This is a genomic window from Cyanobium sp. Copco_Reservoir_LC18 (genome assembly GCF_009834675.1).
GTDB classification, from domain to species: domain Bacteria; phylum Cyanobacteriota; class Cyanobacteriia; order PCC-6307; family Cyanobiaceae; genus Cyanobium; species Cyanobium minutissimum.
Genome location: NZ_ASAC01000026.1, coordinates 170,003 through 182,985 on the forward strand (window position 1 = coordinate 170,003; position 12,983 = coordinate 182,985).

15 protein-coding genes and 1 tRNA gene are annotated in these 12,983 nt (G+C 71.0%); 6 read left to right on the plus strand and 10 right to left on the minus strand.

Going from position 1 to position 12,983, the window contains the following annotated elements; all coding sequences use genetic code 11:
• Window positions 1-4: 4 nt before the first annotated feature.
• Window positions 5-475, plus strand: coding sequence for an N-acetyltransferase (locus tag L107_RS15225; protein ID WP_159820201.1), 471 nt, complete (start codon window positions 5-7; stop codon window positions 473-475).
• Window positions 476-490: 15 nt separating this feature from the next.
• Here the strand turns inward: L107_RS15225 and L107_RS15230 are convergent.
• A tRNA-Arg gene (locus L107_RS15230) sits at window positions 491-564 on the minus strand.
• On the opposite strand from L107_RS15230, the gene recF reads away from it, so the two are divergent.
• Together recF and speD are read left to right on the plus strand one after the other, a co-directional pair.
• Window positions 559-1,746 (plus strand): DNA replication/repair protein RecF, encoded by a 1,188-nt coding sequence (gene recF / locus L107_RS15235; RefSeq protein ID WP_236550722.1) that lies wholly within the window; start codon window positions 559-561, stop codon window positions 1,744-1,746. The genes L107_RS15230 and recF overlap by 6 nt on opposite strands.
• A gap of 88 nt (window positions 1,747-1,834) precedes the next feature.
• The gene (speD, locus tag L107_RS15240; protein ID WP_159820203.1) at window positions 1,835-2,329 is read left to right on the plus strand and encodes an adenosylmethionine decarboxylase; all 495 of its coding nucleotides are present in this window, start codon (window positions 1,835-1,837) and stop codon (window positions 2,327-2,329) included.
• A gap of 80 nt (window positions 2,330-2,409) precedes the next feature.
• Here the strand turns inward: speD and larE are convergent, their stop codons facing one another.
• Window positions 2,410-3,282 (minus strand): ATP-dependent sacrificial sulfur transferase LarE, encoded by an 873-nt coding sequence (gene larE, locus L107_RS15245; protein WP_159820205.1) that lies wholly within the window; start codon window positions 3,280-3,282, stop codon window positions 2,410-2,412.
• Between the two features lie 71 nt (window positions 3,283-3,353).
• Here larE and L107_RS15250 point away from each other — a divergent pair, with 71 nt between their 5' ends.
• The gene (locus tag L107_RS15250) at window positions 3,354-4,517 is read left to right on the plus strand and encodes a cob(I)yrinic acid a,c-diamide adenosyltransferase (RefSeq protein WP_159820207.1); all 1,164 of its coding nucleotides are present in this window, start codon (window positions 3,354-3,356) and stop codon (window positions 4,515-4,517) included.
• A 30-nt stretch (window positions 4,518-4,547) separates the two neighbouring features.
• On the opposite strand, the gene L107_RS15255 is transcribed toward L107_RS15250, so the two are convergent.
• The 3 genes from L107_RS15255 to L107_RS15265 form a co-directional block, all read right to left on the minus strand.
• Complete coding sequence (locus tag L107_RS15255) at window positions 4,548-5,219, minus strand: ion channel (RefSeq protein ID WP_159820209.1); 672 nt, start codon at window positions 5,217-5,219, stop codon at window positions 4,548-4,550.
• A gap of 121 nt (window positions 5,220-5,340) precedes the next feature.
• On the minus strand, window positions 5,341-6,510 hold the full coding sequence (gene moeB, locus L107_RS15260) for a molybdopterin-synthase adenylyltransferase MoeB (RefSeq protein ID WP_159820211.1): 1,170 nt from the start codon (window positions 6,508-6,510) through the stop codon (window positions 5,341-5,343).
• On the minus strand, window positions 6,497-7,000 hold the full coding sequence (locus L107_RS15265) for a M67 family metallopeptidase (RefSeq protein WP_159820213.1): 504 nt from the start codon (window positions 6,998-7,000) through the stop codon (window positions 6,497-6,499). Before L107_RS15265 ends, moeB begins: the two co-directional genes overlap by 14 nt.
• A 43-nt stretch (window positions 7,001-7,043) precedes the next feature.
• Here L107_RS15265 and L107_RS15270 point away from each other — a divergent pair, with 43 nt between their 5' ends.
• Window positions 7,044-7,418, plus strand: coding sequence for a CAAD domain-containing protein (locus L107_RS15270; protein ID WP_159820215.1), 375 nt, complete (start codon window positions 7,044-7,046; stop codon window positions 7,416-7,418).
• A gap of 52 nt (window positions 7,419-7,470) precedes the next feature.
• Here L107_RS15270 and L107_RS15275 read toward each other — a convergent pair whose 3' ends face one another.
• Window positions 7,471-8,412: a fructosamine kinase family protein gene (locus L107_RS15275; protein WP_159820217.1), complete on the minus strand. Its 942-nt coding sequence runs from the start codon at window positions 8,410-8,412 to the stop codon at window positions 7,471-7,473.
• Window positions 8,413-8,740: 328 nt separating this feature from the next.
• Here L107_RS15275 and crtD point away from each other — a divergent pair, with 328 nt between their 5' ends.
• On the plus strand, window positions 8,741-10,300 hold the full coding sequence (gene crtD / locus L107_RS15280; protein ID WP_159820219.1) for a C-3',4' desaturase CrtD: 1,560 nt from the start codon (window positions 8,741-8,743) through the stop codon (window positions 10,298-10,300).
• A 17-nt stretch (window positions 10,301-10,317) separates the two neighbouring features.
• On the opposite strand, the gene L107_RS15285 is transcribed toward crtD, so the two are convergent.
• The 4 genes from L107_RS15285 to L107_RS15300 form a co-directional block, all read right to left on the minus strand.
• Window positions 10,318-11,253, minus strand: a complete 936-nt coding sequence (locus L107_RS15285) for a phycobilisome rod-core linker polypeptide (protein WP_106221858.1) — start codon at window positions 11,251-11,253, stop codon at window positions 10,318-10,320.
• A 287-nt stretch (window positions 11,254-11,540) separates the two neighbouring features.
• The gene (locus L107_RS15290; protein WP_159820221.1) at window positions 11,541-11,831 is read right to left on the minus strand and encodes a hypothetical protein; all 291 of its coding nucleotides are present in this window, start codon (window positions 11,829-11,831) and stop codon (window positions 11,541-11,543) included.
• Window positions 11,832-11,979: 148 nt separating this feature from the next.
• Window positions 11,980-12,261: a hypothetical protein gene (locus L107_RS15295; RefSeq protein ID WP_159820223.1), complete on the minus strand. Its 282-nt coding sequence runs from the start codon at window positions 12,259-12,261 to the stop codon at window positions 11,980-11,982.
• A gap of 57 nt (window positions 12,262-12,318) precedes the next feature.
• Window positions 12,319-12,966, minus strand: coding sequence for a PCC domain-containing protein (locus tag L107_RS15300; protein ID WP_159820526.1), 648 nt, complete (start codon window positions 12,964-12,966; stop codon window positions 12,319-12,321).
• Between the last annotated feature and the right edge of the window lie 17 nt (window positions 12,967-12,983).

Consider the following 12,983-nt stretch of genomic DNA (forward strand, 5'->3'; position numbering starts at 1 on the left):
TCTGTTGATCCCCTTCCGCAGCCAGCCCCCGACTCCACGCCTGCGGGAGGGTTACGCCCTGCTGCAGCAGCACGACCCCGATCCGGCCGGCCTCAACCAGCTGCTGGTGGCCTGCGGGGATGGCCCCCGCAGCCCGGAGCGCTGGCAGCGGGTGCTGGAGCGCAGCACCTGGCATCTGGTGGTGCTCAACCCCGGCGGCCGGCTGGTGGGTTTCGTGCGCGCCACCAGTGACCAGGCCCTCAATGCCAATCTCTGGGACCTGATGGCCGATCCGGCCGACCCCTGCCGGGACGAGGTGATCACCGCCCTGGTGCAGGCCGCCCTGGCCCGTCTGCGGCGGGAACTGAGCGGCTGCAGCATCTCCCTGTCCGCCCCGCCCGAAGCGGTGACCGCCCTCACCCGGGCCGGGTTCGTGGTCGATCCCGGTGGAATCCGGGCCATGGGCCTCAACCTGCGGAGCAGGGGCGAGGGCTGAGGGTGACTGGGCTGACGAGCATGGAGGGACTCGAACCCCCGACATTCAGAACCGGAATCTGACGCTCTATCCAACTGAGCTACATGCCCTGCCACGGTGGTTCAGACCCCTGGGGGACCCTCGCCGCCGATGGGGGTACCTTAGCGGCTGACCGCCCCAGAACCATCCGGCTGCACCGCCTGGACTTCCGGCATTTCCGCAACATCGACGGCCTGCAGCTGACGCTGGAGGCGCCCCGGCTGCTCGTCATCGGCAGCAACGGCCAGGGCAAGTCGAACCTGCTGGAGGGGGTGGAGCTGCTCACCAGCCTGCGCTCGCACCGCTGCAGCGTCGACCGGGATCTGATCGGCCACGGCCACCCCTGCAGCCGGCTGGGCGCCCTCACCGACGAGGCCGACAGCCTGCAGCTGGAGCTGCGGCGCAGCGGCGGACGCCAGGCGTTCCGCAACGGCAAGCGGCTCGAGCGTCAGCTCGACCTGATCGGCCCCCTGCGCTGCGTCGGCTTCAGCGCCCTCGACCTGGATCTCGTGCGGGGGGAGCCGGCCCTGCGGCGCCAGTGGCTCGACCGGGTGGTGCTGCAGCTGGAGCCGGTCTACGGCGCCCTGCTGAGCCGCTACGGGCGCCTGCTGCGCCAGCGCAGCCAGCTGCTGCGCCGGGGACTGGGGGCCGGCGTGCGCCAGGAGCTGCTGGAGGCCTTCGATCAGCAGATGGCCCTGGTCGGCGCCCGGCTGCACCGCCGCCGCCAGCGGGCCCTGCGGCGCCTGGAGCCACTGGCGGCGGCCTGGCAGCAGCGCATCGGCGGGGCCGGCGAACCGCTCCGGCTCGACTACGTCAGCGGCACCGTGCTGGCGGAGGCCAGCGACGAGGAGGGCCCCTGGCGCCAGGCGCTGGAGGAGCAGCTGCGCCGGCAACGGCCCCAGGAGGAGCGCCTCGGCCAGTGCCAGGTGGGTCCGCACCGCGACGAGGTGGCCCTGCTGATCGGCGGCCAGGCCGCGCGGCGCTACGGCTCCGCCGGCCAGCAGCGCACCCTGGTGCTGGCCCTGAAGCTGGGGGAACTGGAGCTGGTGGGCCAGGTGGTGGGTCAGCCGCCGCTGCTGCTGCTCGACGACGTGCTGGCTGAACTGGACCCGGGGCGCCAGCAACTGCTGCTGGAGGCGGTGGGAGACGGCCACCAGTGCCTGGTGAGCGCCACCCACCTGGAGGCCTTCAGCACGGGCTGGCGGGCCCGCAGCCAGGGGGTGGAGCTGCGGAGCGGAGCAATGGTGGCCTGAGGGCCGAACTCCCTGCTGCCGCAGGCAGCCTGGCGAACCTCGGTTCCGCGCTCCGGCACGTATGGTGAGGCCTGTTTGACCGGATTCGATGAACCAGACCCTTTCCAGCCTGCATCCCAACCCGGGATGGAAGCCCGCCGCCTCCCCCAGCCACCCGATTGCACACCCCGTCTCCGCCCCAGGCGACACCACCGACGCGGTAGGGAAACACTGCATCCTCGAGCTCTACGACTGCGACTGCGCACGGCTCGATGACGAAGCTTTCCTCAGGGACACCATCACGACAGCAGCCAGACGTGCCGGTGCGACCCTGCTCAACCTGATCACCCACCGCTTCGAACCCCAGGGCGTCACGGGGCTCGCCCTGCTGGCGGAATCCCACATCTCCATCCACACCTGGCCCGAATCGGGCTATGCGGCCGTGGACGTGTTCACCTGCGGTGACCACACGATGCCGGAACGGGCCTGCCAGGTGCTTTGGGAGGAGCTGGGGGCCGGCCGCCACAAGCTCACCAGCTTCCGACGCGAGACGCCCGAAGCCCTGGCCGACAGCCAGAGGGAGCCCCACCTCGCCAGCGCCTGAGCGCCGGTGAACCCACCACCGACTGTCGGGGACACCCTCCCCGGCAGATTTCTGGCGTCCATCACTGGCCAGGCCGCCGCTCAGTCCCGCTCCGGTGCCAGGGCGCGGTTGAGCTTGCCGCTGACCAGCCCCTCCAGGTCGAGGGCCACGGCGCTGAACCCCATCCCCCGGAACGCCGCCACCAGCTCGGGGCGCAGTTCGCCTTCGGCCAGGCGCTCCAGTGCCGCCGGTAATCCAGCCGCGGGGATCTCGATGCGGGCCGTCTCCCCCTGGCTCCGCACCCGCAGTTCGCGAAAGCCGCGCTGGCGCAGCCAGTCCTCGGCAGCGGCCACCCGGGCCAGGCGCGTCGCGCTGATCGGTTCGCCGTAGGGGAAGCGGGAGGCGAGGCAGGGCTGGGCCGGCTTGTCCCACCAGGGCAGCCCGAGGGCCCGGGAGAGCTGGCGCACCCCCGCCTTGTCGATGCCGGCCTCCGCCAGGGGGGAGCGCACCCCGAACTCCCGGGCGGCCCGGATTCCGGGCCGGTGGTCGCCCAGGTCGTCGCGGTTGACGCCATCCAGCACCTGGGCCCCTTCGGCGGCGGCGGCGATCGGAGCCAGCAGCCGGTGCAGCTCCCGCTTGCAGGCGTAGCAGCGATCCTGGGGATTGCTGGTGTAGGCGGGGTCGGCCAGCTCCGCGGTGGGCACCTCCCGGTGGCGCAGCCCCAGCCAGCGGGCCTGGTCGCTGGCCTCGCGGCGCAGGTGGGGGGCCAGGGCCGGCGAGACGCCGGTGACCGCCAGGGCCCGCTCCCCCAGCCGGTCGCCGGCCAGGGCGGCCACCAGGGCGCTGTCGACACCTCCGGAGTAGGCCACCACCACCTGGGGAAAGGCGTCGAGCTGGCGGCAGAGCGCCTCCAGACCCCTCTCCAGCGGAGCCGGCAGGGCTTCGAGCAGGCTGAGGCGGCGGGTGGCTGGCATGGCCTCGATCCTGGCAAGGCTGGGTAGCATCCGGGTCTGCTCTGCCCGCCGCCGCTCCCCGCCACCCGCCGATGACCCCCGCCGCCCGCAGCACCCAGACCCCGCAGCGCGGCACTGGGCGGGGCATCGGCATCCGCACCGCCGCGGGCAGCGACGAGCGGGCCCACGGCCAACTGCATGTCTACGACGGGGAGGGCAAGGGCAAGAGCCAGGCGGCCCTGGGGGTGGTGCTGCGCACCATCGGGCTGGGCATCTGCGAGCAGAAGCGCACCCGGGTGCTGCTGCTGCGGTTCCTCAAGGGCCCCGGTCGCGCCTACGACGAGGACAGTGCCATCGAGGCTCTGCAGCAGGGCTTCCCCCACCTGATCGACCAGGTGCGCACCGGCCGCGGCGACCACTTCAATGCCGCGGAGGCCACCCGCTTCGACCACCAGGAGGCCCTGCGGGGCTGGGACATCGCCAAGGGGGCCATCGCCAGCAACCTCTATTCGGTGGTGGTGCTCGATGAGCTCAACCCCGTGCTCGATCTGGGCCTGCTCGACACCGAGGAGGTGGTGCGCACCCTGGCCACCAAGCCCGCAGGCATGGAAATCATCTGCACGGGCCGGGGGGCGCCGCGCCAGCTGGTGCAGCTGGCCGATCTGCACTCGGAGATGCGGGCCCACAGCGGCCCCCAGCAGGGTCTCGAGGGTCTGGAGATCTACACCGGCGAAGGCAAGGGCAAGTCCACCAGCGCCCTCGGCAAGGGGCTGCAGGCCATCGGGCGGGGCATCAGCCAGGACAAGAGCCACCGGGTGCTGATCCTGCAGTGGCTCAAGGGCGGGGCGGGCTACACCGAGGACGCGGCCATCGCCGCCCTGCGCGAGAGCTACCCCCACCTGGTGGATCACCTGCGCTCCGGGCGCGACGCCATCGTCTGGCGGGGCCAGCAGCAGCCGATCGACTACGTGGAAGCGGAACGGGCCTGGGAGATCGCCCGGGCCGCGATCGCCAGCGGCCTCTACAAGACCGTGATCCTCGACGAGCTCAATCCCACCGTGGATCTGGAGCTGCTGCCGGTGGAGCCGATCGTCCAGACCCTGCTGCGCAAGCCCACCGAAACGGAGGTGATCATCACGGGTCGCTGCAAGAGCCGGCCGGCCTACTTCGACCTGGCCAGCGTCCACTCGGAGATGGTCTGCCACAAGCACTACGCCGAGCGGGGTGTCGACCTCAAGCGCGGCGTCGACTACTGATCCTGGCGGTCAGGGGACTGCCACTGCCCCTCAGGGCTTCCCGGGTCCATCGGTCCGCTCGAGCTCCAGCTGATCCTCCTCAAGCATCACCACCTCCTCCGAGGCGATGAACCGCCCCAGCAGCAGGCCCACCAGCAGAGCCACGTAGAGGGTGCTGGCCACACTCAGGAGGATGACGAAGCGCTCCCCCACCGCATTGGACGGCAGCACATCCCCGTAGCCGACACCGGCGATGGTGACGAAGCTGAAGTAGGTGAGCCGGTCGAGCAGCAGCTGGTGGCTGGCGGCCGCCCCGAGGCTGAAGCTGCCGGGCACCAGCACCTGGGTGGCCGTGGCCAGCACGCCGCCGGTGAGCCCCAGGTGCAGATAGCCCGCCGCGGCACCGGCCATCACCAGCCCGTTGACCCGCGGCACCCGGGCCAGCAGGCGCACCAGCCGCAGGGAGGTGGCCAGGAAGAAGAGGCTGAGCAGCACCATCTCCACGGCGCGGAACAGGCCGCCGGGCCAGGTCCCCATGGCCACCGGCACCCAGAGCCCCAGGCCCCCCACCACCCCGATCCCCCGGAAGATCTCCTGGCGCAGGCGGGCGTAGGTCACCCCGGCGATCACCGGCAGGGTCTGGATCGACTGCAGGATCAGCAGGTTGAAGACCAGGGCCAGGAGCACATTGGCCGGCCAGCCCCGCGTGGCCGTCAGCGGCATCACCAGGATGGGCAGCAGGGCCGTCAGCAGAAGCGGCAGGAAGCTCTTCTCGAGGGCGATCAGGCGGCGGGCTTCCTGGCGGCGGCGCTCCAGCCACCGCTGCCTGGCGGGGGAGAAGGGGTCAGTAGCGCGGAACGTCAGGATCCACCTCCTGGCTCCAGGCGTCGATACCGCCCTGCACGTTGACCCCCTCGATGCCGTGGCGGGCCAGGGCGATCAGGGCCTTGGCGGAACGTCCCCCCAGCTTGCAGTGGACATAGAGCCGCTTGCCGCTGGCGAGGCGCCGCACCTCCTCGATAGCCTCGCCGCTCTCGATGCGATCGAGGGGCACCAGCACGGCGCCGGGGATCACGGCGATCTCGGCCTCCGGCGGATTGCGCACATCCAGCAGGAGCAGCCCGTCCCGGGGACCGTCGAGCAGGGCCTTGAGTTCGGTGACGGTGATCGTGGCCACGCTGCCCGCCTCCTCCTGGCCGGGGGCCGAGCCCCCCACGCCGCAGAACTCCTGATAATCGATCAGCCTGTCGATCACGGGACGCTCCGGGTTGGGGCGCAGCTTCAGCTCCCGGAAGCTCATCTTGAGGGCATCGAAGAGCAGCAGGCGTCCACTGAGGCTGGTGCCGATGCCGGTGATGAGCTTCACCGCCTCGGTGGCCTGGATGACGCCGATGATCCCGGGCAGCACCCCCACCACGCCGCCTTCGGCGCAGGAGGGCACCATGCCCGGCGGCGGCGGCTCGGGGAAGAGGTCGCGGTAGTTGGGCCCCCCCTCGAAGTTGAACACCGTGGCCTGGCCCTCGAAGCGGAAGATCGAGCCGTAGACGTTGGGCTTGCCCAGCAGCACGCAGGCGTCGTTGACCAGGTAGCGGGTGGGGAAGTTGTCGGTGCCGTCGCAGACGATGTCGTAGCCGGCGATGATCTCCAGGGCGTTCTCACTGGTGAGCGCCGTTTCGTAGAGATCCACCTGGCAGTGGGGATTGATCTCGTGGATCCGGGCCCTGGCGGATTCGATCTTGGGCTTGCCCACCCAGCTGGTGCCGTGGATCACCTGACGCTGCAGGTTGCTGTGGTCCACCACATCGAAATCGACGATGCCCAGGCGGCCGACGCCGGCGGCGGCCAGGTAAAGGAGCAGGGGGGAGCCGAGGCCGCCGGTGCCGACGCACAGCACCGAGGCCGCCTTGAGCCGTTTCTGCCCCTCCATGCCGATCTCCGGCAGGATCAGATGGCGCGAAAAGCGCACCACCTCATCGGGGCTCAGCTGGACGGCGCTGGTGTCAGGAGGAAGCATGGCGGCGAAGGCCCACGTCGCTCGAATCGTCCATTCTCCACGCCAGCGGCCGGGGAGGGCCGTGCTCCGGCAGCCACCAGCAGGCCAGCGACCACGCCTCTCCCCCGGACGCCGCCGGCACGCCGGGGCCCTCGGCCTGCCCCAGGATCAGCATCAGCGTGGGGGCAAAGGCGAGGGCACGGTCCAGGGCCGAGGGCAGCGGCGCCGAGCGCGGGTGGCTGTGGGCCGAGCCCAGGACCGTCAGGCCCCGCTCCCGGGCCCACTTCTGCGCCTGCAGCTGCTCGCGGGGGTCGAGGGCGAAACGGTGACGACGCTCCGGCGGCGGCTCCCAGGCATTGAGACAGGGCCAGACGTGGTCGATCCGCCAGGGGTCGCGGCGACCCAGCAGCAGGGCACAGCCCTCCTCCGGGGCGGCGGCCAGCAGGACGGCCTCCAGCACCGTCAGCGCCTGCCGACCGAGGCACAGCTCCTCTGGCGTCGGTGGGTCCACACCGGTACGTTATGCGTCATTCCGCCAGGAGACCGCTCCTTCCATGATCGACAGCACGACCGAGGTGAAGGAGACCATGCAGGACGACACCACCACCAGCACCGCCGCAGAGGCTGATTTCAGCGAGCGCTACAGCGACGTGATCGGCAAGATCAACGAAACCCTCGACAAGGTCGACTGGAGCCAGGTCGGTCGGATCGGCAAGGCTTCCGGCGTGATGCTGGCCGTGATCGTGGCCCAGATCCTGATCAAGGGCGTGCTCGACACCATCAACCTGCTGCCCATCGTCCCCGGACTGCTGGAACTGCTCGGCCTGGTGGTGGTCGGCAACTGGAGCTGGAACAACCTCACCACCGGCGAAAAGCGCGCAGCGGTGATGGCGAAGATTCAGACCCTGCGCAAGGAATATCTGAGCTGAGCGCCGGGATCCTCAGCGACAGCGGGGGCGTCGTGACGTCCCCGCGCCCCGGTTAACCCCACCCCTCACCCATGCCCCGTTCCAGCAGGGCATCGAGGCACGCCTGACTCTGGCCCACGTAGCTGCCACCGAACAGATTGGCGTGGTTGAGCAGGTGATACAGGTTGTAGAGGTCGCGCCGCGGGCGGTGCCCTGACGGCAGGGGCCAAGTCTCCTGGTAGCCCTCGAAGAAGGCCTCGGGAAAGCCTCCGAACAGGCGCGCCATGGCCAGGTCCACTTCCCGGTCGGCCCGGTGCACCGCCGGATCGAAGATCACCCCCAGGCCATCGCCGCTGATGGCCGCATTGCCGCTCCAGAGATCCCCGTGCACCAGGCAGGGATCGGGCTGGTGGTCCGCCAGCCACTGTCCGGCGCGCTCCAGCAGCACGGAGCCCTGCCGCAGCGGCTGACCGCTGCGGACCAGGTGCTCCAGCTGGGGAGCCAGCCGCCGTTGCACGAAGAAACGGCCCCAGTCCGCCTCCCAGCCGTTGCGCTGCGGGAAGGAGCCGATCACGTTGTCCCGGGGCCAGCCGAAGGCGGCCCCAACCCGATCCTCCGCCACGCAGCGGCGGGTCAGGCTGTGGCGGTGCAGTGTCGCCAGCGCTGCCCCCAGGCGGCGCCATGGCAGCTCATCGGCTGCGAAACGGCCACGTGACAGGTCGAGCCAGGGGAGCACCAGCACGGCCGACGCTCCGGCTAGACCGCAGGCCAGGGGGACGGGCACCCGTGGGCCCGCCTCGCCCGCCGCCGTCGCCAAGGCCCGCAGTCCCTCGGCTTCGGCCTCCAGAAGGGGCAAGGAGGAGACGCCATTGGTCTTGGCGAACAGCCGGCGGCCATCAGCCAGATCCAGACGCCAGGCGCTGTGGATGCAGCCACCACCCACCGGATGGCAACTCAGCGGCTCAACGCCGAGGTGTTCAACCAACCAGGCGGCGAAGGAATCAGGCAGAGGCATGGGCCTATGCGGTGCTTTGCTCCAGCCTGTCCCAGCGGCCCCATCGCGACCGACAGGACGTGCCAAAGAAAGCCCCTGCCTGGCGGCAAGGACGGATCGGCGAAGGGTGGGAACGAGCTCAGGCCACCGCGGCTGGCTTCGTGATCCGTGCCCTGAGCTTGCGGCTGAAGCCGAAGGCGGCTGCAGCGCCCAGGACGGGGAGAGGTCCAGGGACGGAGTCCGGCGGTGCCCACAAAGTGCACCGGCCCCACTGCGGCCCCGCCAGAGAAGGGACCCACGCCTCTGAGCCCCCGCCTGCCAACATCACTCTTCTGCCTTCGGTGCAGCCTTGAATCCCAGCGACAGGGCACGGCCCGATGCGGTGGTGGTGGGCGCCGGCATCGCCGGCCTGACGGCGGCGGCCCTGCTGGCGAAGCAGGGCCTCGAGGTGGAGCTGCTCGAGGCCCATCACCAGAGTGGTGGCTGTGCCGGCACCTTCCGGCGCGGCCCCTACGTGTTCGATGTGGGGGCCACGCAGGTGGCGGGACTGGAGCAGGGGGATGGCACCCCAGCCGGCATCCATGCCCGCCTCTTCCGCCATCTGGGGGTGGCACCACCGGCGGCCGTGCCCCTGGACCCCGGCTGCGTGGTGGATCTGGCCGACGGTCGCGAGCCGGTGTCGATCTGGCGCGACCCGGAGCACTGGCGCCAGGAGCGGTTGCGGCAGTTCCCGGGCAGCGAACGCTTCTGGGACCTCTGCGACGCCCTGCACCGGGCCAACTGGGCCTTCGCCTCGCGGGATCCGGTGCTGCCGCCGCGCTCCTGGTGGGATCTGGGCCAGCTGCTGGGCGCCCTGGGGGCGGGAACTCTGGCCAGCGGCCTGCTCACCACCGCCACCATCGCCGACCTGCTGCGGCTGACCGGCTGCGGCGACGACCGGCGGCTGCGGCGCTTCCTGGATCTGCAGCTGCGGCTCTATTCCCAGGAACCGGCGGATCGCACCGCCGCCCTTTACGGGGCCACGGTGCTGGCGATGGTGCAGGAACCGCTCGGGCTCTGGCACCTGGAGGGTTCGATGCAGGCGCTCAGCGAAGCCCTGGAGGGCGCCCTCGCCCGGCACGGCGGGCGGCTGCGGCTGCGGCACCGGGTGGAGCGGCTGCAGCCGCCGGAGCGGCCCGGGGGCGAGTGGCGGATCGCGGGCCGGCGTGGCACTGGCCCACCCGGCGCCAGGAACCCAGCGGGGGAGGCGTTCCACCTGAGCGCCCCCGAGGTGGTGGTCAGCCTGCCTCCCCAGACCCTGCCGGCCCTGCTGGGGGATGCCCTGCCCAGCGGCTACCGGCGGCGGCTCGAGGCCCTGGGCGAACCCAGCGGTGCCCTGGTTTTCTACGGAGCCGTCGATCGGCACCGGCTTCCGCCGGGGTGCCCCAGCCACCTGCAGCTGGAGGCCCCTGACCCCGGCTCCCTGTTCGTGTCGGTCAGCCAGGAGGGGGACGGCCGGGCGCCCGCCGGGCGCGCCACGGTGATCGCCAGCGTGTTCACCCCGGCCCGCCCCTGGTTCGGTGGGGACGAGGCCGCCTATCAGGACCGGAAGCAGCGGGCGATGGCCGCCATCCAGGGGGGCCTGGAGCGGCTGCTGGGGGTGGGGCCCGCCGATTGGCTGCACGGGGAGCTGGCCACCCCCCGGGGCTTTGCCGGCTGGACCGGCAGGCCCTGGGGCTATGTGGGCGGCCTGGGTCAGCACCCCAGCCGCTTCGGGCCCTTCGGCCTGGCCAGCCGCACCCCCCTGACGGGGCTGTGGCTGTGCGGTGATGCCATCCACCCGGGCGAGGGCACGGCCGGGGTGAGCCTGTCGGCCCTGATGGCCTGCCGCCAGCTGCTGGCCGGGCGGGGGGTGGACCTGCGGCCCTGACCCCCCGCCACAGGACCTCAGTTGACGCTGACCCGCACCACCCGGCCACCGAGACGCTGCACCCGCTGCAGGGCCTCGTTCATGCGGCTGTAGGGCACCCGCATCACGTAGGCACCGCTGCGCACCACGGCGTTGTTCACCAGCCCGGTGGCGGTGATGGTGGCCACCCGGCCGCTGGGGGAGCTGGTGCCGCGCACCCCGGCCGACACCACCAGGGCCTCCTCCCGGTGGCCACGGGCGGGATCGGTGCTCTGGCCGCTGCGGGAGATCGGACCATCGACGCTGGCTCCGCCCTGGGCCAGGTTGGCCTGGAAGAAGGATTCACCGCTGAAGCGGGGACGCAGGACCGTCACCGTCACGGCCCGGTCCTGGTGCAGGGCCCGGCCGAGCTTGAAGCGGGTGCCGGCGCTGTCTCCCTTCACCGACGCCGCCGCCCCACCGGCCAGCTGCATCAGCCAGGAGAACTGCTGGCCCTGGTGGCCGGCGGAGTAGTCCCAGCCGTGCAGATAGGGCACCACGTCGGAGCCGAAGCGCTCCTGGTACTCGGGGCTGTCGATGTAGGAATCGATCTCGGCGTCGTAGCCCTGCTCCTGCAGGATCGTGAAATGGTGCAGCATCTCCGCCTTGTTGTGGGGAGCCCGGCCGAGAAGATGCTTGTGGTTGAGTTCGATGAAGCGGTAGGGATTGCAGTTCTCAAAGAAGCGGGAGCGATACAGACCGCTCCTGGCGAGGGTGCGCACGAATTCCTGCACGGTGAGATAACCGTTGCGGAACAGGGATTCGGCACCGGTGAGGCGCTCGCTCTGCATCACATACTGCTGGCCCAGCACCTGCTGATATACCAGGCGGATGATGGCGTCGCGATCCTGCTGGGAGGCTTTTGACCAGTTCTCCTTGTTGCGGTCATCCGCGAAACGCTCGATGCCAAGGGACGGGGCTTGGACCAGGGCCATGGTGGAAACAGGGCAAAGGGCAGAGGGAGGAGCATCGCCGGGGGCGGCCCACCTGGCGGATTCAGACAGGAACCGGTGCGGGGGAACAGCGGGACGTGGTTCCCCGGAAGGCCGTGCCCGCCGACGATGTCAAGCTGCGATTCTCAGCGGATTCCCCTGAATTCAGCCAGAATCGTTACAGCGCTCAGTGCCAGGAAAAGGATCCATACATTCCTTCACCACGAAGGATGACGCCTGCAGCACGAAAGATTGCGAAAGAAGACGCAGGCCCCAGCGCACGCCCCTCCTCAGGAGGCGATCCGGTCGGCACCCTTGCGGTCGGCGTTGCTGCGGTCGGCATCGTTGCCGCGGCGCTGGAGCTGGCGCAGGGGCCGCCGATCCGGGTCACGGCTGAGGCTGGAGCGGGAAATCACCGGCAGCTGAAGGGAGGGGGCGGGGCTCGCCGCGTCCTGGCAGAGGCTGGCCCAGACGGTTTCAAGGGCGGCCAGCTCGTCGGCCGGAGACCAGCCCGTGGCGGACGGGCCTGTTTCCCGCGATGGGCGGTTCTGGCGCCTGGGCTGCGGAAGCTCGATGGTCACCTGTCTTCCCACCACCTTTCCATCTCTTGTACAACATCCACCGGCAGCGTCCAGAGGGGAGGCAACACAAGCTGACGAAAGAAATTCTGAAGACACGACCACGGGTCAACCGCTGAAATCCGCCCGGAACCGCCCCAACCCACCGGGGCTACTCGTCACTGGGCAGGATCACCAGGGTATGCAGCTGGTCGGTGCCGAGGCCATGGGTGAGGATCCACACCTGCAGCCCCTGGCCGAGGTCGAAGACGCTGCGCAGGGATCCCTGCTGCCGGTAGGCGGCGATGGTGTTGTCGCGGGCATCGCGGGCATCCACCACGCCCCAGTCGCCCCGGCGGTGCCGGGACACCAGGCGCTGCAGGGTTTCGGCATCCACCCACTCGCGCACCTCCGGACTCACGTCCACCGGGCCGATGGCGAGGCGGGCAGCCATCACGGGTCGCATCTCTGATGTTGAACCTAGGCCGGTCCGGGCCGGGGGATCAGACCCTCAGCGCAGGTGGTCCAGTTCGCCGCGGCCGTGGAGGTCGGCCAGGGCGTCGTAGCCGCCGATGGGCTGGCCATCGATGAACACCTGGGGCATGGAGGCCAGGCCGCTGCGCTCGGCGACCGCCGCCCGCGCCGCGTCGTCGTCGGCAAGCTGCACCACATGGGGGATGCCGAGGGTGCGCAGCATGCGCAGGGCCCGGGCCGAGTAGGGGCAGCCGCTGCGGACGGCGATCTCCACCCGAGGATGGGCCGGGGCGGCGGGGGACGTGGGCCGGGCCGCCGCGGCCGCCACGGCCACCGAGGGATCCCGGGGAGCTCCGGCCTCCGGCAGGAAGCCCACCAGCAGGTCGGCCCCCCTGAGCACCAGGCTGCCGTGCTCGAGGTGGCCGCCCCACACCTGGCAGTCGCCGTCGGAGAGGCTCAGGTGCAGGTGCACCCCCTGGGGCGCCACGGTGCCCTGCAGGGTGATGATCTCCAGGTGGCCCTGCAGCACGGTGGGTTCCTCCAGGCCCGGGCACTGGAAGGCCGCCTGGGAGAGGTCACCCACCACGCCGAGCACGAACCCGGAGGCGCCGGCGTCGATCGCCAGCTGCTCGAGGCTGGCGCGCAGGTCACTGCCCGGGCCGAGATGCAACGGCAGGGGGTGCATGGCGGGACGGGCGTGGC